The sequence below is a fragment of the Budvicia diplopodorum genome (assembly GCF_009800925.1).
Taxonomy (GTDB): domain Bacteria; phylum Pseudomonadota; class Gammaproteobacteria; order Enterobacterales; family Enterobacteriaceae; genus Budvicia; species Budvicia diplopodorum.
On the sequence record NZ_WOYF01000015.1, the window covers coordinates 57,223 to 78,347 of the forward strand.

Sequence of the window (21,125 nt, forward strand, 5' to 3'; positions counted from 1 at the left end):
ACGTCAGCGCCTTCTCCTTACCGCTAAAGCGGTATTTGAGGCGCCAGAGCTTTGAACCGTTCGGCTTAATGCGCAAGTTTATAAGGTTTGCCGAGCGGCTTTGTATTACGGATGGCTGTATCGGTGAAAGCATTATCGAACTATTGCGATTACCGGGCCTTCTGGTTCGGGAAATCGACCTTAAGTCCGCTCACCGCCAGCACGATCTACATGGTTTTCGATGACTGTCGCGCCAGTAGTGTGATGATAAAAAAGCCACCAAGCCCGGCAGTAATGATGCCAACGGGGAGTTCCTGATCCTCAATAAGGGTGCGGCTAATAATGTCACCCCCGCAAAGTAATACGGCACCCAACAGCGCGGACAGAGGAATAAGCAAAAGGTGCCTGACGCCTGCAATATATCTCGCAACATGCGGCACCATCAGACCGACGAAGCCGATAACGCCGGTGAGTGATACCAGACATGACGTAGCCAGCGCGCAGCAAATAAACGTTTCTGTTCTCAGTCTTGAAACATTGATGCCCAGTGACAGCGCTGTTTGTTCCCCCGCCAGTAACCCATCAAGCGCGCGCCAGCGCGTGGTAACAAAACCGCCCAGCAGCAGTAGACTCATCAGCGGGATTGCCAGGTTGTCCCAGCGTGCCAGACCAAGACCACCCAGCGACCAGAAGATGACTGAGCTGGCCGCCCGCTGATCGCCTGAAAACACCAGATAGCTGGTCAGGGCGCTGAACAAAAAAGAAACAGACAGGCCGCAAATAATCAGTTGCTCTGCACGACGGGAGGCACCGAGATGAAAAAGTATCAGCACAGCGAGGGCCGACATAATCCCGCCAGCAAAAGCAGACAAGGGCAGCGTGAGTTCGCCGAGTCCCTCGCCAAAACGGGTGATCACCAATACGGCTCCGGCTGAGGCGCCAGAAGAGAGCCCAAACAGAAAGGGATCGGCCAGTTCGTTTCGGGTGGTGGTCTGTAATAGCACACCAACGACGGCTAGGCCTGCACCGGTAAGCGCAGCGAGAACCGCTCTGGGGAAACGTAACTGGATGACTATCGTCTTCATCATTTCTGATACCGGGTCACTGCTTAAATTCAGTGAGGCAATAACCTGCGCAGGGCTTAGCGGCAGTGCGCCAAGAACCAAACTCCAGAACATCAGGCCTCCCAGAAAAAGCGCGATACAACCCATAAGCAAGGCATAGCGTTTTCCAGCCAGACTCATGACCGATCTCCGCCATACATGGCATATGCCAGCTTTTCTACTGCGACAATGTTTGCAGGCCCGGGCGTAAGCTCCGCGTACTGGAGTTTGAGGTATCTCCGCTGTTTAACCGCCGACGTTAACTTCATCAGTGGGTGTGATTCAAGAAAACGGCGTAACGTCTCTGCATCGCTACCGTTTTGATAATCCAGCAAAATAATAAAATCCGGATTTGCCGCCGCCACAGCCTCCCATGAGGCGCTGGTCCAACTGGCTTCCAGTGAATCCATGATGTTTTGGCCGCCGGCAGCTTCAATAATGGCCGTGGGCATGGCGTATTTACCGCTGGTAAACGGTTTGTCTTCACCAGAATCATAGATGAAGACCTTCAACGGGCTGGACTCTACCGCTCGCTGAGGTAATGCCATCAGTCTGCGTTTCCATTCATCGATTAGCGCCAGTGCTTCCTTTTCTTTACCAAAGATTTTCCCCAACGTGTGCTGGTCGTTATAAAGCAAATCCATGCTGGCTTTGGGGGGCTTCACGCCGGCAAATATGCAGCTTTCGCTCAGCACAAAAGTAGAAATTCCATACGGGCTGAGTTTTTCCGGTGTGACATCGCCCCCGACTTTCATTCCGTAATTCCAGCCAGCAAAGAAAAAGTCGGTATTCGCCGCCAGAAGGGTTTCCAGCGAGGGATATTTGGGGGCAAGTTCAGGGATCTGGCCCATTTTTTTTTGAAATTCCGGCGTCATCTTGTACCAGCCGGTGATACCGGTCAGGCCGACAATTCTGTTCTGGAGATTCAGGGCAAAGGCCATCTCTGCCATATTGATATCGTGAATAACCGCCCGTTGAGGTGGCTGCTTAAACGTCACTGGGTGACCACAGCTATTGATGGTGACGGGAAAATCCGCGGCGAGGGCAGAGAAGCCGATCAGCGTAAGAAATAAGCATAAGTTTTTCATTAATAAGCCGTTGCCTCTATCATTTCAACAGAAGGGATCTCGAATATTTTCAATATCTTGCCATTTTCAGGATGTGAGACATCGACGCTTGTCATACCGAATACCGGGAAGAGAATGCCGCTATGCAGGGCACGATCCGGGATGTCACAGATAACCTGTTTGCCCTTACACAATACGAGCACCTTGTCTGCAAATGCCTGAGCCAATTGCAGATCGTGCAGTACGGCAACAACGGCAATGCCTCTACTTTTCACGACCGACAGCAGTTCGACGCGACCGGATGGGTCAAGATGATTTGTCAGCTCATCGAGCAGCAGAAGTGATGGCATTTGTGCCAGCGCCCGTGCCAAAGCGGCCCGTTGGCGTTGACCACCGGATAGCTGGCTGAGAGGACGGTGCTTAAATGCCTGCACTCCCGTATCTTCAATTGCCGCATGGATTATTTGTTGCTCTTTGACCGGTGAGAGCTTGCCCGCGTGAGGTAACCGACCTAACGCAACATAATCTTCAAGGGTCAATCGAAAATCAGGAACGTCTGTCTGTGAAAGAAAGGCTATCTGTCTGGCTCGTTCCCGGGCCGGGAGAGTATTAAGTGGTTGTCCATTAAGGTTGATATCACCCAGATCATGAGACTGTTGCCGAATAATGGTGTGCAGCAAGCTGGATTTGCCACTGCCGTTTGGGCCAACGACTGCCAACGTTTCACCTTGATTTACGGTGAAAGTGATATGGCCCAGTATCTGCTCGTTACGCCGGGAGAGAAGGGTAACGTCGGTGAGACTGAGTGTTACAGGCGTAGACGTCATTATTCATCCTTTTATTGGTTATGTTATAACATAACTTAATGTAGCATGGATGTATGACATGAGGAAGTGCACTGTTCTGACTGAAGATATATCCGTTGGACAGAGTGTAGTAGCTCTCATTTGATCTGACACTTCATAATCAGGAAAAGCGTAGCGCTTAGTGTGCCATGCAGTAGCGAGGTGCTTAAACGTGCGGGTTTCATCAACGGTGGTTTTGTCCGGCTGGCGCAACTGAGAAGGGCAGATACCGGATGCCAGCAGCTTACGCCAACGGATAAGCATCAAAGGCCAGACGATTTTCTTTACCGCCAAAGCGATAGCGGAAATACCATAGCTTAGCGCCGCTGGTGGATATCGTCAGATACAAACCTTGCGAATCGGTAAGCTTGTATGATTTTTCGAGGGGTTTTGGAGAACGAATTTTACTGTCGGTAAGTAGGGTCATTTGACGGTCACTCCGGTCATCGAACTGAACGACCCGCAATTTGACCCCAAATTTTTCCGATACCAAGGGATAAATGAAAATGTACCGGGAAAGGTTTTTACGCTAACCTGTTGAATTTATAACACCTATGGATTCACAGAAAAGCATAGAAACAGGAAAGATGGTGCCGGACTCGGAATCAAATCCACGATTAACCCACTGTTTATTATTGGTTTCATTAAGAAATTATTGAAACAGCGCCCCCACTAAGGCCCCCATATCAAAAGGCTTTATTTTTGTGATGGTTATCACGAAAAATCATCATTTTAGCGCATGGCCGCGCCGTTATGTGTGGAGTTAAGTCCACACATAACGGTTCGAGGTCCACATATAGTGTGTAAGACTCCACATATAACGGGTTCTAAAAATGGCACGTTATCTCCAATGGTAAGATACAATTGTGATAATTATGCCATTTGAGCAGGCTACGGCTGATTTAGATAATTATTCAAAAGTCGCTTCTGAATGGACAGAGTTGAAAATTATTAATCCACCATACCCAATATTGAATAGCTAAGGTAATTTGATGATCAAGATTGAAATACTATCAGTTCGTAATCCTCAATGGGTGAATGATGAGCATAATGCTATCAATTGCCTGATTAGAACGAATACACTTCGTCAGGAAGTACTATTTACTGCCTCTCCGTATGACCCTGAACCTCACGGGCGTGAAATCTTTACCAGATGTGTTGCTGGTGAGTATGGTGAAATTGCCTCAATAGAGCCAAAATCTCCGCAACAGTCATTACCGCCACTGAGCCTTCCCGTGAAGTACCACCGCCTGAAAAAGTTTCTTTTGGAGGCTAATAAAGAGAATAGCCGTAAGTCTTTTCGTAGCGTTGTCATTGTTTGGGGCTCAATGCTTGATAATCTTCTTGATGAGATGTTGGAATTTGAGGCATTGAGAACGGTTGCTCTGGGAAATAATGCGGGAAAACCCCCAAAGACTTTCAGTGCACGGATTGATCAGGCTTTTAACGTAGGTTTAATTGATCAGCAAGAGGCGGAAAAATGCCATCGCATCAGACAGGTACGTAATGAAGTCGCACATGAATGGGATTTGTCTCTGGCAACGAAGAATCTTTTGCCAAGCCTCAGGGCACTTTATGAGGCGGATCACTCGGACTTACTGGTCTTTCACGAGGATTTAGAGTTTCTCTTACAGCAAGTGTATAGCTCCTCTTGCGCGATGCTGATGATGAGATTTTTCGACAGACTGGGAGAGTGAGAGCAAAATTTTTTAGTTTATTTCCCCAAATCTATAGTCCTTCGTCGCAAAACGGCGGATTGTTTCTCTGTTAGTTTAATTTTTCTCAAACCTGAAGTTGATATGTTGGCTCAGGGGTTTTGAGATAATGACTCACATTCCTTCATCATAATGCATAGATTACATTGATATTTTTTCTATACTTTCGAGATATTGTCATACATCAGTTGAGATAACTAGACATCATGGCTCAATTTAATGACCTTGACCCGAGGTCGTCTGCAACAAGCGTAAAAACACAACGCCCTTGTTTATTCCATTTGGTTAGCTTTTTAAATGGACACAAAGGTCATGCTTTTGTGGTTTTTGTGTCTACTTAATTTGCGAATTTGTTTCTGAGTTTCCCGAAGTTCCTGCCGCTGTGCTTCTGTCTGGTAGTAATCGAAGATACTCATCAGATCGCCTGCTGCAAATGTTCAAGCTGTGAACGCCATGTTTGAAGTGCCGGTTCATTGATTAATTTTGCCGTGACGTGACGCGCTTCACCGGATGAAAGGTTCAGCCGACTGAAAGCGGTTTTCAGCACTTCCGGGCGAGTATGCTCCTCATTAAGCGTCAACAAACCGCGCAACAACTCACCTTCTGGCTGGTTCAGCCATTTTAACCGGCTTGCCGATTTATGCTGAATACGGACAATTTCATTGCCAACCCTGAATTCACGCGTCGGCCCGCTCGACCAGTAAACGCGCTTCACCGGTGCCTGAGTTTGCATACCAAGCCGATACGCAGCTTCCAGCCCCTGTAGCGCGATTTTATAGCCGCGTTCTTTTGCCCAGACAACCGCGATTTTTTCTGCGCTCGTCACTACCCTGATAGAAGGAATGCTTTTCAGCGGCTTTGGTCGGGCATAGAACCCGCGTTCTACCCGAACAATCAGCCCCTCTTTAGCCAGACGGCTCAAAGCCTGTTGCACAGAGGCACGGCTTCCCAGCGGGTAAAATCCACTGATGGAAAACGGTACGCCGCGCTTCATGCGGTGAACCCGTTGGCGGGCCAGGGCGGTAACAGACATCGATTCTCCTGTACTGACGTTTTATTTCAATGTGATTTCATTTTAGACCATATTTAATAAGTTATACAAGCGTATTAATGTCAGCAAAAATATATCTAGATTGATAGATTTAATAACAAGGCCACTATCCATAGTGACCTTGTCGGTTTCTGTATCAGGCCTCAGCGTGTAGTGGGTCAGCATTGCGTCTGAATCTGGGATCCTCTTGTTTGCCGTTCTTTTCTGCCCAACCAATAACCTTATCCAGCAATTGCTGCATATAATCACTGGTATCTCTGATGGTTTCAAAAGGGGCATGCTGCTGGGAAGATAAGAGTTCAGTTAATAAATTCTTAACGTTAGTAGCCAGACCTTCGTCCTGTGTGATTTGCAGGTAAGCATTTAGTGGTTTATCTTTTGACGCTTCATCTCCACCCAAAAAACGTTCAAAGTCAGGAATACTGACACGATGGCGAACCGTAAGTCCTTCACTTCTGGCCTGCCGAATAGCATTTTTGATTTTCTCGTTTTCAGTCCACATACCATTTTTAGTGCCGTTTGATTTCTGTGGTGAATCCGCATCATGCACCAGACTGAAATCAATTTTGAAATGCGTAAGTACCTTTATCAGCGGTACCAGAATAGCTTTCCCCCGAGCGCGAATGATGGCTACCTGATCCATCAGCGCATGATTGCGTTCTATGATGGATGCCATAAACGCAGCATGTTCTGTATCGCCCTCGACCAGTACAGGGTGTGAACCAAAAAAGACCTCCGAAAAGCTGGGATCGATATGTTGTAGCGCTTGAAGCCGCTGCTTATCATCACCTTCAAATTCAATCAGATCTGAGCGATATGTTCTCGGCGTTATCGGAGACTGGTCATCATCTCTGCCCCGCTCTAAGCGCACAATCGTGGTGTGATCTTCGAACGGATTGATAAAATAGGGGGAATGGGTGGTCAGAATGACCTGCCAGTCGGGGTTTTTTGCCAGTTGGTATAAATGGCGTTGAGCCGCCCGTGCCGCCATAGGATGTAATGCATTTTCTGGTTCGTCGATTAGTAGCAGATAGCCGGGAAAGGCAGGGTCTTCAGGACTGTCAGGGATTGGTGCGCCGCTATCATGTGCTTCGAGTAATGCTCTGGCCTGAGCCAGCTCTTTCGATAGCTGTTCTGGGGTACTTCCTTTAGGTGGTTTTGCCACCTTCTTGGTTAGTTCGTTTATATCTTTTTCAAGGTGTTTACGATATTCGCTCCGCACTTCTTTATCGCGATTAAGCTCATTATGAACCTGAAGCATTGCCCAGAATAATGCTCTGCGAGCTCCTGTTCCTTGTTGCACCAAATCAGTATCAGCCCTTCCATCTGAAATTCTCAGACTCGAGCCATTTTTGATGAGATCGCCAACTTTAGGAACAAGTGGTGCCGCACACACGTTAAGGCTAACGTCCAGTCGGGGAAAAATACCTTTGAATCCAGCCGATACTTTGCCTGCAATATCATTAAAATGCTCCTGATGTTGTTCGCTGAGGGCATTCATACTGGAGGAAACACTCTCAATAGCTTTTGCCAGATCGGATGCTGGGTTCCCACGGGCTTTTTCTAGTTCAGTCAGCAGGGGCGAAAGGGCAAGATTAAGCAGTAATTCTTCTGTTTTTGCAGCATCGTCCAGTGAGCCAATTCTCAACGGTCTGGGAAGTCTGGAAGTAAATACCGGATCGGCACCGCCTGCTTTGGTATCCTCGGCCCAGCAGCCCCGTTCTTCATCGTCTCCGACGGGATCCCACGTGGTACGGACTTTCTGAAAATCAGGTGCATTCCATTGCCAGCGGCTTTTTACAACAAGGAATCCCTCTTTTTCCTGTTTCCATTTTGCATCAACGTTACCAATGCCATGAGGAATATGAACCTCAAGAAGAACTTCTGACGGTTGATCTGGTTGAGCATGCTGGTGCCGGTCATGTGAAGGATCAAATGACACACTTCCTTTGGCTAATTCATATGCTCTGAGAACGGTAGACTTACCGGCATTATTTTTCCCCACCAGACAAACAATATTATCGAGTGCAATATCGACACCTTCATTTCCTATACATCCGATATTTCGGATTGTCATGCGAAGCAGCTTTGAACGGTTTTCTACAGACATTATTCACTCCGTAATTATTAATATGCAAAGGAGCTCTATGTTAATAACGAAATGATAGGCATAATTTGATGTCGATCTAACTTACTGATAATTATGTATTTTGAGATGGCAGTCCAATATGGAGACAGATATTTTTCTGTTTGCGATCTGTCTTCCACAACCTCGCTTGTGGTAAGGCGAAAATCGCGGTATCTTTTACCCGCGCCTAAAAAATCAGGCTCCGGGATTAGCATCCTGAAATACTTCACTGACGACACAAGGCGCGTCTGCGCTTTTTTTGTGTCGTGCGTTCGGCTACATCTCAATGGTGGGCCGGGCGGGGGCGTCGCAAGACGCGCCGGTGTCAGTGAGGCCGGTAATGCTAACTCCGTCCGGTTCCACCACCCGTGAAATTAGCATTTCCGATGGTGGGAATAATTTAATTCTCACTGGAGGCTACCCAATGCCTGCTACCCCAACCCAAACACATTTCTCACAAGACTCCCTGCTGACTCTAGCCTTTGACGCAAGTGACGATTTCACCCAACTGGCCGGATACTGCGAACGACTGGTTGAAAATCTGGTGGAATGCCACAGCCTGCCGGAAAGACTGGCGCTGTGCAGCCGCCTGACCGCTATGCTGACGCTGCTGCAACCCGCGCTGGCCAAACCCATACCGCGCCGTCTGATCGAAAGCCTCACCGTCGATGATATTCCCGAAACGTCTCCCTGCTTTGAGCCTGAAACCGAACTGCTGTGTGACTATTGCCTCACGCTGGCGCAGCTCCTGTCCGGCCGCACATTTGTGCCGGAAATGGAGCAAACGCTTAACGGTCTGCTGTTCGAGCTGGTGTGTTATTTCGCCGATGAGCTAAGAATGCCGCGTTTCGTGCGCACGGTAGCAGGGGTGAAGTTGATTGATGAGGTGCGGCGTATGATGTAGCGCTGACCAACGCGACATGGCCCGACGATATCGGGCCTTTTCCTCATATTGAAATAAACCATCGCCGTGCTATAGTTGTGTTATCTATTAACACAAGGAGGCCGTATGCCAAGAACAACCAGCATCACCATTGGCGACCAGCTTGATTCCTTTGTAAATCGCATGATTGATAACGGTCGCTACGGCTCAACCAGTGAGGTGGTGCGCTCGGCGCTTCGTCTGCTGGAGCAAAAAGAGGCCCAAATGGACGAGCTGAGAAATGCCGTGCTCGCTGGAGAGCGCAGCGGTGAAAGCCCGCTGACCCTGCGCGACATCGCGGCGCAGAAAAAGCGACAGCACAATGTATAAGCTTTCCCGTCTGGCCGCTGACGATTTCGCCGGTATTTATGAATACACTCTGCTGAAATTTGGCGTGGTTCAGGCGGACAGCTATACCGACGCGCTGGAAAATATACTGGTATCGGTCGTTCAGTCACCGCTTATGGGCCGGGAATATCCGGAAATTGCTGAAGGCGTCCGGCGTTTAGATTATCGTCAGCACGCCATTTTTTACCGCGCCCGCGAGCGGGATATTTTTGTTTTAAGAATTCTTCACCAGCAAATGGAGCCACTGCTTCATTTTTCCGATGAGTAATCTGTTTTATTTCAGCTAAATTACGAGCGTGTTCGCAGCTATTGTCACAGATTTTCTTTTCGGCTATCCACAACGGGATCGGCAAATCGGCAGTTTTTCAGATCGGCTACGGGGAACTTGCCAATCAGCGGGAATACGAGCAGCTCCAGCGCACGCAGGATCTTTGCATTACGGATTTCGGTATCGGCGAGAGGCATTGGGGGCTCCACAGTTTATCGAACCGGCAGGCCCCAATTAAGCCCCAAAAACTATAGACATCAAAAAACCCGAAGCACATCTCTGCACTGCGGGTTAATTTAACTTACTGATTTTATAACGTTTCAGGACGTGTAGGAACATCATGAAACTAAATTTTGGTGCCCGGACTCGGAATCGAACCAAGGACACGGGGATTTTCAATCCCCTGCTCTACCGACTGAGCTATCCGGGCAACGGGGCGCATTAAACCGGATATCCGCGTTGTCGTCAATGGCTTTCTGGCATTCAAACGTGAAATTACTCTTGATCGTCGTTTTTTCGCACTAAATTGGTCGGTTTGTCTAAATAATCAACGTGCTGGTTGGTGCCGGTTTTAGCCTGCCGATTCGCTGCGTCTTTTCACTTTTTCCAGATGTTCGGTGAACGCTTTAGCATTCATAAAGCCGGTGACCCGCAGGTCAGTGAGCTCCTTGCCGTTTTTATCAAAGAACAGGATTGTCGGTAGGCCAAGGACCTGTAGCTCTTTGAGTAAGGCTATATGCTGGTCATTATTGGCGGTAACGTCGGCCTGGAGCAGCGTTGAGCCAGACAGGGCGTTTTTTACCGCTCGATCGCTGAAAGTATATTTCTCAAATTCTTTACAGGCCACGCACCAGTCGGCGTACAGATCTAGCATTACCGTTTTGCCTTTAGCCTGCGCCAGCGCGCGGTTGAGGCTATCCTGACTATCAATCGCATCAAAGGCGATATGGTCAACGGACTGGCTTGGTGCTGACGATGTGCCAAATGCCCAATCCTGCAGCGGGCGCGTTGTCATCAGCAGGGCGGCCAGAAGTATGAGCTGTAGTAACCGGGCCCAGCCTCGAGAAGCTCTCAGACTGACGATAAACGCCCAACCGAAGAAAGCCAGACCCAGAGCAGACCACATGCGTAGCTCCCACACATCGCCATACAGGCGGCCTAGCAGGATGACCGGCAGGGCCAGAATAATAAAGCCAAAGCCCTCTTTAACGTATTGCATCCACGGGCCACTGCGCGGCAATATTTTATTGCCGAATAGGGTAACCAGAATCAATGGAATACCCATGCCTAAAGCATATAGATACAGCGTTCCGCCTCCGGCCAGTAAATTACCGCTTTGGGCGATGTACAGCAAAATGGCGGTTAACGGCGCAGTGGTACAGGGGGAACTGATTAATCCGGCCAGCGCGCCCATCACAAAAACGCCGGTTGGAGAGCCGCCTTGCTGGCTATTGCTCCACATGGTCAGCCTAGTCTGCATCGACGAAGGAAGCTGTAGGGCATAAACCCCGAACATTGACAGGGCTAACAGAATGAACAGCGCTGATAGCCCGATTAACACCACCGGGTGCTGGAAATAGGCCTGAAACTGCATTCCGGCTGCGGCAACCACCATGCCTAAGGCGGTGTAGGTGACGGCCATGCCCTGAACGTATAAGAAGGCTAAAAAGAAAGTGCGCCTGAGGGTATAGGTTTGTTTACCGCCCAGAATAATGCCGGAAATCAGCGGATACATCGGCAGAACGCAAGGGGTCACGGCCGCCAGCATGCCAATAACTAATGCCCATAGCGGTGAGAACGGCAGAGGCGCTGAATCTTGCTGCGTGTCGCTATTGCCAGCGGCACTCTGCTGCGCATTTATATCGGATGAAGCAGCCAGCGTTTGCTCCACCGGGCCGGTTACCGCGCTGAGTGGCACTTTACGGGTTTCCGGCGGATAGCAAAAACCGGCTTCGGCACAGCCCTGATAGGTGACGGTTACGATAGACTCATCACTGACCTGTTTAAGCGTTAGAGGAATGGACAACGCCTGCGTGTAAATAAAGGTATCGCCATAAAATTCATCGTGATGCTTTGTACCGGTTGGCAGGGTGTATTCAGCCAGTTCTGCATTCCCGGCAACGATTTTCATCTGATGCTGGTATAGATAGTAACCGGGAGCAATTTTCCACGTCAGGGTAAGCTGATGATTCTTTTGGCTGAAATCAAACACAAAGGCCCGATCGACGCTGGTAAATTTGTCCGTAGAGGGCGAATGACTAAATAGAGATGCCTGTACGCCAGATGAAGCGCAAAGCAGGGTGAACCAGAAAAGAGCGATTAGTTTAGTGATGTGTCGAGCCATGATAAATATTCTTTATTGCCGCCGCTGACAGGTAAAGCCAGTAGTTCCGGTAATTCATAAGGATGATGCTGTTTTAGCATCGAGAGCAATTCATCTTGGTGCTGTCTGTTGGTTTTAAACAGCATCTGGACTTCGTATTCTTGTTCCAGCTTGCCTCGCCAATAGTAAAGTGAGGTTGCCCCGGGTAATAAAGTGACACAAGCTGCCAGTTTCTCCCCCAAAGCTCGCGTGGCGAGTTCTTGGGCGCTGGCCTCATCCGGTGCTGTACAGAGAACAATGATGGCATTGGTGCTGTGACCGTCGGGATCTACTGGTGTCATAATGCTTACCTCGTTTGGAGCAAACATACTGAATTCAGGAAAACACTATACTGGTTGGCGGCGGATTTGTCAGTAAAGGCAAAATAGCGGGTGATATATCACCGCTCCTCACCGCCAGACGAAGCTAGCCTTTCGACTTTGCCGATGCGGACGAAACCTGCGCTGAATTGAACCGATCTGAATGGCGTCGAACTGAGGTGAGAAAATCTCAACACGTTTATAGATCGTCTGACCCAGAGCAAAACCCCGGGTCAGACAACAACGACTAGATAACGATATTACCAACAATAAATCCGAACAGTACTGACAGGCTTATCGCCACTACGCCAGGAATTAAGAACGGATGGTTAATACGTACTTACCGATACGAGTCGAGCCTGTGTCATCCATCTGAACCGCCGCAATCAGCGTTGGGTAAGTCGGAAGAACGAACAGGGCAGACACTGCGGCAAAAGATGCCACGATACCAACCGGGCTCACACCAATAGCCAGCGCCGCTGGCAGTAAGGCTTTAGCCGTTGCCGCCTGTGAGTAAAGCAGGGTAGCGGCGAAGAACAGGATGACGGCTAATAACCAAGAGTGTTCCTGCAGCAGGCTACCGGAAAATGCTTTAATTTCATTGATATGGGCTTGAACGAACGTATCGCCTAACCATGCAACGCCCAGCACACAAATACAGGCGCTCATACCTGATTTAAAGGTACTTGCATTCAGAATGTCGCCAGTGTTGATTTTGCACAGAACGCAAATCATGGTGGCGATAGTCAGCATAAACACCACAATGGCGTCATCACGACCCAGAATAGGCGTTGCAATCAGGCCGACTGACTTACTGATAGCCGTTGCGTAAAGCATAACGGCAACGATACCAATCAGAAACAGAACCACTGATAGCTTCGCGCCCGGCTTAACAACAATTTTCTCAGACACGGCATCGCTGACTAACCCTTTGGCTAAACGATCTTTATACACCGGATCGTCTTTTAGTTCACAGCCAAGGAAGTTAGCAATAATGGAGGTCAGCATAACGGCAACGAAGGTTGTCGGAATACAAATTGCCAACAGCGTCAGGTAGCTAACGCCAACCGGCTCTAACAGGCCTGCGGTAAACACGACTGCAGCAGAGATAGGAGACGCGGTAATCGCAATTTGCGAAGCTACAACGGCGATAGACAGTGGACGAGAAGGACGAATGCCTTGACCTTTAGCCACTTCAGCAATAACCGGCATGGTTGAGAATGCGGTATGGCCGGTTCCTGCAAAAATAGTCATAAAATAAGTGACTACCGGCGCAAGGAAGGTGATGTATTTAGGATTTTTACGAAGAAGCCTTTCTGCCAGACTGACCAGATAGTCCATTCCTCCTGCGACCTGCATCGCCGCGATGGCTGCAATAACCGACATGATGATTTGAAGAACATCAAACGGAATTTTACCTGGGTTGATTTGGCACACCAGTGTCAGTACAAGCACGCCAAATCCACCGGCAAAACCGATGGCGATGCCACCTAATCTTGCTCCGAGGTAAATGGCCAGCAGGACAATAACAAATTGTACAGCTAACATAGATAGTTTCCTTGATTATTAGAGTGTTATCAAAATATGGCATAACACAAATTAGTTAGTAACTCGTTCTGTCGGTATTAAAAAGGCATGTAACTTTTATAGATAACATGCCTTGTTTGCTGATTAGCTAATTGCCATCAATCTTCGTAACGTTTTGCTTTATATTCTGGATGCATCAGGTTCTGGATGGAGAAAATATCATCCAGTTCTGCTTCCGTCAAAAGGCCTCGCTCAAGTACTACTTCACGTACGGTCTTACCGGTTTCAGCACAAATCTTACCCACGATGTCACCGTTATGGTGGCCAATGAATGGGTTCAGATAGGTAACGATACCAATTGAGCCGAATACGTAGGCTTCGCAAACTTCTTTATTTGCGGTGATACCATCAATACATTTCTCAACTAGGTTATGACATGCATTAGACAGAATGTGGATTGACTCGAACATGGCTTGACCAATAACGGGTTCCATGACGTTCAACTGCAACTGGCCTGCTTCAGCAGCCATGGTTACGCAGATATCGTTACCAATAACTTTGAAGCAAACTTGGTTAACAACTTCTGGAATAACTGGGTTAACTTTAGCTGGCATGATCGATGAACCGGCCTGCAATTCAGGTAAGTTAATTTCGTTCAGACCAGCGCGAGGGCCGGAAGAGAGTAAACGAAGGTCATTACAGATTTTAGACATTTTAACCGCAAGGCGTTTTAGCGCCCCGTGGACCATAACATAGGCGCCACAGTCAGACGTTGCTTCGATTAAGTCCTCGGCCAGAACGCAAGGGAAACCGGTTACTTCAGCCAGTTTTTGCACCACTAATGGCGGGTACTCTTTTGGTGTGTTAAGACCAGTTCCGATAGCGGTGGCGCCAAGGTTAACTTCAAGCAGTAGCTCAGCGGTACGCATGATGCTTTTCACTTCTTCTTTCAGCAAAATACTGTAAGCGTGAAACTCTTGGCCTAAGGTCATTGGAACCGCATCCTGTAGCTGGGTACGGCCCATTTTTAACACGTCTTTGAATTCAATAGCTTTACGGTCGAAACCAGCGCGAAGCGCTTCGATTGCGTCAACCAGTTTCAGCAGTGAAGCATAAACTGAGATACGAAAACCGCTTGGGTAAGCATCGTTGGTAGACTGGCATTTATTAACGTGATCGTTCGGGTTCAGATACTGGTATTCGCCTTTTTGGTGGCCCATTAGTTCTAGGCCGATATTGGCGATAACTTCATTGGTATTCATGTTTACAGAGGTACCAGCGCCGCCTTGATAAACGTCTACGGGGAACTGGTCCATACATTTGCCGTTTTTCAGAACTTCATCACAAGCCTGAATGATGGTATCTGCAATAGTACGAGGAATTGTCTTTAATTCCTTATTCGCCATTGCTGCGGCTTTTTTAACCATAACCATGCCGCGAACAAACTCTGGGATATCACTGATTTTGCTGTTGCTGATATAAAAGTTTTCAATGGCGCGTAGAGTATGTACGCCATAATAAGCCTCAGCCGGCACTTCTCGTGTTCCTAATAAGTCTTCTTCGATACGGATCTTATTTGACATGTAAACCTTCTTTTTTATACCAAGATGAATAATACGAAAAGCTGTGTTACTAACAATTATAATTGTTATAGAAGCGTGTGTGCTTCACTTAATGCGACGATCATAATCTGCTTTGTTTTAAAAGTACGAACCTAGATCAGATATTTACATCATAGGCTAAAATATTGGAGTATGTGTGAGTTGTATCACACCTAATGGTTAGTTGCTGTTTTTATCGTCACAGTTGAAATTATAGGTTATCGTCACCATATAGTAGGTAAATAGACAGTTTGTTAATCTAGTTAATGGCCTGACAACAGTAGGTATATATTTTGTCAAAATGATGTTGGTTGTAAGCTTTTATTGATGTCATTTTAGTATCATTATCCGGTAACAACTGCCCCATTCTGTTAGCTTAAGGAGAGCGTGTGCGCTGGTTGCCGATTGTTATTTTATTCTTGCTGGCCTATATCGAAATCACACTATTTATTCAGGTTTCGCTGATTATTGGCGTAGGGCTGACTCTGGTTTTGGTGATTCTGACTTCGTGTCTGGGCGTCTCTTTGGTGCGTAATCAGGGGCTAAAGACCTTTATTCAGATGCAGCAGAAGCTGGCTTCAGGGGAAAACCCTGCGGCAGAAATGGTCAAAAGTGTTTCTCTGCTGCTGTCCGGTTTCCTGCTATTGATACCCGGATTTTTCACCGATTTCTTAGGTTTGCTGCTGCTACTTCCACCGGTACAGAAGTTGATCACGCTTCGAATGATGCCATACATCAGGGCGTTTACGCCGGGCTCTACGTCGCCTACAGGGGCAAACGTTGATAGTTACACTATTGAAGGTGAATTCCAGCGTAAAGAAGACGAGCCAAATAAACGTATTGACGACAAATAATACTAGCTGAACCGCTGTTATCTGCATCTCAAGCGTTGTTATCAATCAACCAATATAAATTTTTTTTTCGTCTTAGCCCTTGAAGGGCTAAGTTACGCCCCCATTATGAATATCACGCGGCGGGTAATTAAATACCTGCTCAATCCTGACCCCTGATAAGGACTTTCTCAAAGGAGAACTATCAATGAAAATTCGTCCATTACACGATCGCGTAATTGTTAAACGCAAAGAAGTTGAAACTACATCAGCTGGCGGTATCGTTCTAACCGGTTCTGCAGCGGCAAAATCAACCCGCGGTGAAATATTAGCGGTAGGTAACGGCCGTATTTTAGAGAACGGCGAAGTTAAAGGCTTAGACGTTAAGGTTGGCGATATCGTTATTTTTAACGATGGCTACGGCGTTAAAGTAGAAAAGATCGATAACGATGAAGTATTGATCATGTCTGAAAGTGACATTCTGGCTATTGTTGAAGCGTAATTTAGAACGCTCTTTTTTTGAACTAAATTAAACAGTTAAGGGAAATTTAAAGATGGCAGCTAAAGACGTTAAATTTGGTAGTGACGCTCGTGTAAAAATGCTACGTGGCGTAAATGTTCTGGCCGATGCGGTTAAAGTAACTTTAGGGCCTAAAGGCCGTAACGTTATTCTAGACAAATCATTCGGCGCTCCGTCGATCACCAAAGATGGTGTATCCGTTGCGCGTGAAATCGAGCTGGAAGATAAATTCGAAAATATGGGCGCTCAGATGGTTAAGGAAGTTGCTTCCAAGGCCAATGATGCCGCGGGTGACGGTACAACTACCGCAACCGTTCTTGCTCAATCTATCATCACTGAAGGCTTAAAAGCGGTTGCAGCGGGTATGAACCCGATGGACCTTAAGCGCGGTATCGACAAAGCGGTTATTGCCGCAGTAGTAGAACTAAAAAATCTGTCTGTACCTTGTGCTGATTCTAAAGCGATTGCTCAGGTTGGTACCATCTCTGCAAACTCTGACGACAGCGTAGGCTCGCTGATTGCAGAAGCGATGGAAAAAGTAGGTAAAGAAGGCGTTATCACCGTTGAAGAAGGCACTGGCCTGGAAGACGAGTTAGACGTTGTAGAAGGTATGCAGTTTGACCGCGGTTACCTGTCTCCTTACTTCATCAACAAACCAGAAACGGGTGCCGTTGAGCTAGAAAGCCCATTCATCCTGTTGGTTGATAAAAAAATCTCTAACATTCGTGAAATGCTACCGGTATTAGAAGCCGTTGCTAAAGCGGGAAAACCGCTGGTTATCGTTGCTGAAGACGTTGAAGGTGAAGCGCTGGCTACTCTTGTAGTTAACACCATGCGCGGTATTGTTAAAGTAGCAGCGGTTAAAGCTCCGGGCTTCGGCGATCGTCGTAAAGCCATGCTGCAAGACATCGCTACGCTGACTGGCGGTATCGTTATTTCTGAAGAGATCGGTTTAGAGCTGGAAAAAGTAACTCTGGAAGATCTGGGTCAGGCTAAGCGCGTTGTTATCAACAAAGACACTACCATCATCATCGATGGCGTTGGCGAAGAAGAGGCTATCAAAGGCCGCGTAACGCAAATTCGTCAGCAAATCGAAGAATCAAGTTCTGACTACGACCGTGAGAAACTGCAAGAGCGCGTGGCTAAATTAGCCGGCGGCGTTGCGGTTCTTAAAGTTGGCGCAGCAACTGAAATCGAAATGAAAGAGAAGAAAGCACGCGTAGAAGATGCGCTGCAGGCAACTCGCGCTGCGGTTGAAGAGGGCGTCGTTGCCGGTGGTGGCGTAGCGTTAATCCGCGTTGCTGCAAAACTGGCTAGCCTGACTGCTGATAACGAAGATCAAAACGTAGGTATCCGTGTTGCATTACGAGCAATGGAAGCGCCTTTACGCCAAATCGTTGCTAACGCAGGCGAAGAACCTTCTGTTATTGCAAACAACGTTAAAGCCGGTGAAGGTAGCTACGGTTATAACGCAGCGACTGAACAGTATGGCGACATGATTGCAATGGGTATCTTGGATCCAACCAAAGTAACCCGTTCAGCGCTGCAGTACGCAGCATCTATCGCTGGTCTGATGATTACTACCGAGTGCATGATCACTGACTTACCAAAAGACGATAAGTTAGACATGGGCGGTGCTGGTGGAATGGGCGGCATGGGTGGAATGGGCGGAATGATGTAATCCCCTTTTCATTCAGACTCTCTGAATAGCAAAAACCCCGATGTTGAATCGGGGTTTTTTTTATGCCTGTGATTGATTAGATTTTTTGTTCAGAGCGTAATTTAATTAACCGTTAAATAATTTTAAATCTAAGGGCGTTTTACTTAGCTGACCACCGATTTCTCTGGTCAGTTTAGGAACCAGATAACCAGAGGTTTTCTCCAACATTTTACCTACTATTTCTCTGGCACTTTCATCGTCTATCATAAAATGAGCCGCGCCCTGAACTTTATCTAAAACGTGTAGATAATAAGGTAAAATTCCTGCATTAAATAGCTGATTACTTAGATCAATTAACGCTTCGGCACTATTATTTACTCCACGCAGTAAAACACTTTGATTGAGCAACGTTACCCCTGATTGCTTTAATTTTCTCATGCTGTCAATGAGGTGGTCATCAATTTCATGTGCGTGGTTGATATGGGTGACAAAAATAGTCTGTAAGCGTGAGTTAGCAAAGCGATGGCATAAGGCGTCGGTAATTCTGGCAGGAATAACGACGGGCAAACGGGAATGAATTCGTAATCGCTTAATGTGCGGTATTTTTTCTACTTCAGTGATTAACCAGTCGAGCTCGTGATCTTTGGCCATTAGCGGATCGCCGCCGGAAAAAATCAGTTCATCCAGCTCAGTATGCTGATTGACGTAGTCTAATGCGGCAGACCAGCTATGCTTATTGCCAGGATTATTGTGATAGGGAAAGTGGCGGCGAAAGCAATAGCGGCAGTTGACGGCGCAGCCGCCTTTTACCAGCAGCAGGGCGCGGTTATGGTATTTGTGTAACAGGCCGGGAACGGCTGCGTGCTGTTCTTCCAGCGGGTCGTTGCTGTATCCGGGCGCCTGGATAAATTCGTCTTGCTGAGTTAAAACCTGTAACAGCAGCGGATCCCGAGGATCTCCTTTTTGCATCCGGGCAACGAAGGCTCTGGGAACGCGTAGGGCAAACAGCCGGCGAGCATCGTTGCCCTGAGTCAGCTCAGGATGATTTTCTAGGGATAAAAGACGTAATAATTCGTCAGGATCGGTAATAACGTCCGATAACTGTTGTAACCATCCTTCTCTAGTTACCGTGTTATAGGTTACAATGTGCGCCATTTTTAGCTGAGCTACCTAATTTATATAATCAAGAAAGAGGATCATCATGGCGTTTTATTCTAGCAACGATTTCCGTCCAGGTCTTAAAATCATGTTAGACGGTGAACCTTGTGCCGTTATTGAAAGCGAATTCGTTAAACCTGGTAAGGGGCAAGCGTTTGCCCGCACCCGTCTGCGCAAATTGATTTCGGGTAAGCTGTTGGAAAAAACATTTAAGTCTACCGATAGCGCTGAAGGTGCTGACGTTATGGATATGAACCTGACGTATTTGTACACCGACGGTGATTTTTGGCACTTCATGAACAATGCCACGTTTGAACAGCTAGAAGCTGATGCTAAAGCCGTAGGCGATAGTGCTAAATGGTTGGTTGAGCAGGCTGAATGTATTATCACGTTATGGAACGGCTCGCCTATCGCGGTAACGCCGCCTAACTTCGTTGAGTTAGAAATTGTTGAAACCGATCCGGGCCTGAAAGGTGATACTGCCGGTACCGGCGGTAAACCAGCCACGCTGACCACCGGTGCGGTAGTTAAAGTACCTTTATTCGTTCAGATTGGTGAAGTGATTAAGGTCGATACCCGCTCGGGTGAATATGTTTCACGCGTTAAGTAATTTACTAGCCGTCGTTGAATAAGGCCGTGTTTACGGCCTTATCTTTTTGATTGCCGGGTTACTTCATTGAGTTGCAGCGCAGATTTCGTCTGCTAGATTAATGAGTAGAAAGGCTAGGGCAGAATACAAGGAGAGCAGTATGTTGAAAGCGATCGGTGTCGTTTTGCTATCATTAATTGTGGTATCAGCACTCAGTGGCTGTAATACCGTACGCGGTTTTGGTCAAGATATTCGTCACGTTGGCGGAGCTATTGAGCGCGGGGCAAGCTGAATTTAGCTTGGTGTCATCTAGTTTGCCGTAATCAGGACCCTGCTGTTTATGTCACCGTTAGTTATTACCGTTTTTATGCTGACGCTGAGCAATGTGTTTATGACTTTTGCTTGGTATGGTCACCTCAAATATTTTCACAGTAAAGTCTGGGTGATTGCCGCTTTAGTTAGCTGGGGCATTGCGCTGTTTGAATATTTGCTACAGGTTCCGGCCAATCGTATTGGCTATCAGGTTGCCTCTGCGGGGCAATTAAAGATTATTCAAGAAGTGATTAGTCTGTCGGTGTTTATTCCATTTTCGATGTATATTTTGAAAGAGCCCTTTCGCACAGACTATATCTGGGCTGGGCTTTGCCTGTCGGGCGCGGTGTTTTTTATGTTTCGTGATAAAATTTTAGGGTAACCGCAGGCCTATACTTAATTCGCCGAGCATTTCAATCAGCTAATCAGGACGACCTGATTACGCATCAATCATTCGGGGACGACCCCATCATGTCAGGGGAGCACCCATTATGGCTTGGATAATTTTACTGGTTGCCGGACTGCTGGAAGTGGTATGGGCGATTGGTTTGAAGTACAGCCATGGATTTACCCGCTTAACGCCAAGCGTTATTACCGCAGTTGCGATGGCCGCCAGCGTTTTCCTGTTAGCTAATGCGATGAAAACGTTGCCGGTAGGCACGGCTTATGCCGTCTGGACCGGTATTGGTGCGGTTGGTGCCGCGATTACTGGAATTATACTGCTGGGCGAATCGGCCAGCCTGATGCGGATCCTCAGCCTGTGCCTGATTATTGGCGGTATTATCGGGCTGAAGTTTAGTTCGTAAGCCTGTTGAATACA

Annotated in this window: 21 protein-coding genes, 1 tRNA gene and 2 pseudogenes; 11 read left to right on the top strand and 13 right to left on the bottom strand. The window is 47.5% G+C overall.

The annotated features are described in order from the left end of the window. Positions 1 to 206 precede the first annotated feature (206 nt). The 4 genes and pseudogenes from GVI43_RS12980 to GVI43_RS12995 all read right to left on the bottom strand — a co-directional run. On the bottom strand, positions 207 to 1,223 hold the full coding sequence (locus GVI43_RS12980) for a FecCD family ABC transporter permease (protein WP_159567285.1): 1,017 nt from the start codon (positions 1,221 to 1,223) through the stop codon (positions 207 to 209). Next, positions 1,220 to 2,170 carry an ABC transporter substrate-binding protein gene (locus GVI43_RS12985; protein WP_159567286.1) on the bottom strand — a complete coding sequence of 317 codons (951 nt, stop codon included), beginning with the start codon at positions 2,168 to 2,170 and terminating at the stop codon, positions 1,220 to 1,222. The genes GVI43_RS12980 and GVI43_RS12985 overlap by 4 nt, the downstream gene beginning before the upstream one ends. Then, positions 2,170 to 2,976 (bottom strand): ABC transporter ATP-binding protein, encoded by an 807-nt coding sequence (locus GVI43_RS12990; protein WP_159567287.1) that lies wholly within the window; start codon positions 2,974 to 2,976, stop codon positions 2,170 to 2,172. The genes GVI43_RS12985 and GVI43_RS12990 overlap by 1 nt, the downstream gene beginning before the upstream one ends. A gap of 105 nt (positions 2,977 to 3,081) precedes the next feature. Then, positions 3,082 to 3,421 (bottom strand): annotated as a pseudogene (locus GVI43_RS12995) (Arm DNA-binding domain-containing protein); the annotation flags it as partial. 565 nt (positions 3,422 to 3,986) lie between these two features. Between GVI43_RS12995 and GVI43_RS13000 the strand changes: the two are divergent. After that, entirely contained in the window at positions 3,987 to 4,691 is a 705-nt protein-coding gene (locus GVI43_RS13000) for a DUF4145 domain-containing protein (protein ID WP_159567288.1), read from the top strand. A gap of 433 nt (positions 4,692 to 5,124) precedes the next feature. On the opposite strand, the gene GVI43_RS13005 is transcribed toward GVI43_RS13000, so the two are convergent. Both GVI43_RS13005 and GVI43_RS13010 read right to left on the bottom strand, forming a co-directional pair. Further along, positions 5,125 to 5,742: a DUF6088 family protein gene (locus GVI43_RS13005; protein ID WP_159567289.1), complete on the bottom strand. Its 618-nt coding sequence runs from the start codon at positions 5,740 to 5,742 to the stop codon at positions 5,125 to 5,127. Positions 5,743 to 5,896: 154 nt separating this feature from the next. Then, the gene (locus GVI43_RS13010; RefSeq protein WP_159567290.1) at positions 5,897 to 7,870 is read right to left on the bottom strand and encodes an ATP-dependent nuclease; all 1,974 of its coding nucleotides are present in this window, start codon (positions 7,868 to 7,870) and stop codon (positions 5,897 to 5,899) included. Positions 7,871 to 8,228: 358 nt separating this feature from the next. On the opposite strand from GVI43_RS13010, the gene GVI43_RS13015 reads away from it, so the two are divergent. The 3 genes from GVI43_RS13015 (at position 8,229) to GVI43_RS13025 (ending at position 9,426) form a co-directional block, all read left to right on the top strand. Then, entirely contained in the window at positions 8,229 to 8,792 is a 564-nt protein-coding gene (locus GVI43_RS13015; RefSeq protein ID WP_425482151.1) for a hypothetical protein, read from the top strand. A gap of 105 nt (positions 8,793 to 8,897) precedes the next feature. Then, positions 8,898 to 9,140, top strand: coding sequence for a type II toxin-antitoxin system ParD family antitoxin (locus GVI43_RS13020; RefSeq protein ID WP_159567291.1), 243 nt, complete (start codon positions 8,898 to 8,900; stop codon positions 9,138 to 9,140). Beyond that, positions 9,133 to 9,426 (top strand): type II toxin-antitoxin system RelE/ParE family toxin, encoded by a 294-nt coding sequence (locus GVI43_RS13025; RefSeq protein WP_159567292.1) that lies wholly within the window; start codon positions 9,133 to 9,135, stop codon positions 9,424 to 9,426. Before GVI43_RS13020 ends, GVI43_RS13025 begins: the two co-directional genes overlap by 8 nt. 44 nt (positions 9,427 to 9,470) lie before the next feature. On the opposite strand, the gene GVI43_RS15760 is transcribed toward GVI43_RS13025, so the two are convergent. The 6 genes and pseudogenes from GVI43_RS15760 to aspA all read right to left on the bottom strand — a co-directional run bounded on the left by GVI43_RS15760 (position 9,471) and on the right by aspA (position 15,218). Continuing rightward, positions 9,471 to 9,623 (bottom strand): hypothetical protein, encoded by a 153-nt coding sequence (locus GVI43_RS15760; RefSeq protein ID WP_170324333.1) that lies wholly within the window; start codon positions 9,621 to 9,623, stop codon positions 9,471 to 9,473. 157 nt (positions 9,624 to 9,780) lie between these two features. Next, positions 9,781 to 9,856 (bottom strand) — tRNA-Phe (locus GVI43_RS13030). A gap of 141 nt (positions 9,857 to 9,997) precedes the next feature. Then, positions 9,998 to 11,770 carry a protein-disulfide reductase DsbD gene (locus tag GVI43_RS13035; RefSeq protein WP_159567293.1) on the bottom strand — a complete coding sequence of 591 codons (1,773 nt, stop codon included), beginning with the start codon at positions 11,768 to 11,770 and terminating at the stop codon, positions 9,998 to 10,000. Further along, positions 11,746 to 12,090 carry a divalent cation tolerance protein CutA gene (gene cutA, locus GVI43_RS13040; RefSeq protein ID WP_159567294.1) on the bottom strand — a complete coding sequence of 115 codons (345 nt, stop codon included), beginning with the start codon at positions 12,088 to 12,090 and terminating at the stop codon, positions 11,746 to 11,748. The genes GVI43_RS13035 and cutA overlap by 25 nt, the downstream gene beginning before the upstream one ends. A 265-nt stretch (positions 12,091 to 12,355) precedes the next feature. Then, positions 12,356 to 13,656 (bottom strand): annotated as a pseudogene (locus GVI43_RS13045) (anaerobic C4-dicarboxylate transporter). Positions 13,657 to 13,793: 137 nt separating this feature from the next. Further along, on the bottom strand, positions 13,794 to 15,218 hold the full coding sequence (aspA, locus tag GVI43_RS13050) for an aspartate ammonia-lyase (protein ID WP_159567295.1): 1,425 nt from the start codon (positions 15,216 to 15,218) through the stop codon (positions 13,794 to 13,796). Between the two features lie 407 nt (positions 15,219 to 15,625). On the opposite strand from aspA, the gene GVI43_RS13055 reads away from it, so the two are divergent. The 3 genes from GVI43_RS13055 to groL all read left to right on the top strand — a co-directional run bounded on the left by GVI43_RS13055 (position 15,626) and on the right by groL (position 18,267). Beyond that, positions 15,626 to 16,090, top strand: a complete 465-nt coding sequence (locus GVI43_RS13055; protein WP_159567296.1) for an FxsA family protein — start codon at positions 15,626 to 15,628, stop codon at positions 16,088 to 16,090. Between the two features lie 184 nt (positions 16,091 to 16,274). Beyond that, positions 16,275 to 16,568: a co-chaperone GroES gene (locus GVI43_RS13060; RefSeq protein ID WP_159567297.1), complete on the top strand. Its 294-nt coding sequence runs from the start codon at positions 16,275 to 16,277 to the stop codon at positions 16,566 to 16,568. A 52-nt stretch (positions 16,569 to 16,620) separates the two neighbouring features. Further along, on the top strand, positions 16,621 to 18,267 hold the full coding sequence (groL, locus tag GVI43_RS13065; protein WP_159567298.1) for a chaperonin GroEL: 1,647 nt from the start codon (positions 16,621 to 16,623) through the stop codon (positions 18,265 to 18,267). Positions 18,268 to 18,372: 105 nt separating this feature from the next. On the opposite strand, the gene epmB is transcribed toward groL, so the two are convergent. Further along, positions 18,373 to 19,401: an EF-P beta-lysylation protein EpmB gene (epmB, locus tag GVI43_RS13070; RefSeq protein WP_159567299.1), complete on the bottom strand. Its 1,029-nt coding sequence runs from the start codon at positions 19,399 to 19,401 to the stop codon at positions 18,373 to 18,375. A gap of 46 nt (positions 19,402 to 19,447) precedes the next feature. Here epmB and efp point away from each other — a divergent pair, with 46 nt between their 5' ends. The 4 genes from efp to sugE all read left to right on the top strand — a co-directional run bounded on the left by efp (position 19,448) and on the right by sugE (position 21,111). After that, entirely contained in the window at positions 19,448 to 20,014 is a 567-nt protein-coding gene (efp, locus tag GVI43_RS13075) for an elongation factor P (RefSeq protein WP_159567300.1), read from the top strand. A 139-nt stretch (positions 20,015 to 20,153) separates the two neighbouring features. Next, positions 20,154 to 20,285 carry an entericidin A/B family lipoprotein gene (locus GVI43_RS13080; RefSeq protein ID WP_159567301.1) on the top strand — a complete coding sequence of 44 codons (132 nt, stop codon included), beginning with the start codon at positions 20,154 to 20,156 and terminating at the stop codon, positions 20,283 to 20,285. A 48-nt stretch (positions 20,286 to 20,333) separates the two neighbouring features. After that, on the top strand, positions 20,334 to 20,687 hold the full coding sequence (locus tag GVI43_RS13085) for a DMT family protein (RefSeq protein ID WP_159567302.1): 354 nt from the start codon (positions 20,334 to 20,336) through the stop codon (positions 20,685 to 20,687). Positions 20,688 to 20,796: 109 nt separating this feature from the next. Further along, positions 20,797 to 21,111, top strand: coding sequence for a quaternary ammonium compound efflux SMR transporter SugE (gene sugE / locus GVI43_RS13090; protein ID WP_159567303.1), 315 nt, complete (start codon positions 20,797 to 20,799; stop codon positions 21,109 to 21,111). The last annotated feature ends 14 nt before the right edge of the window (positions 21,112 to 21,125 follow it).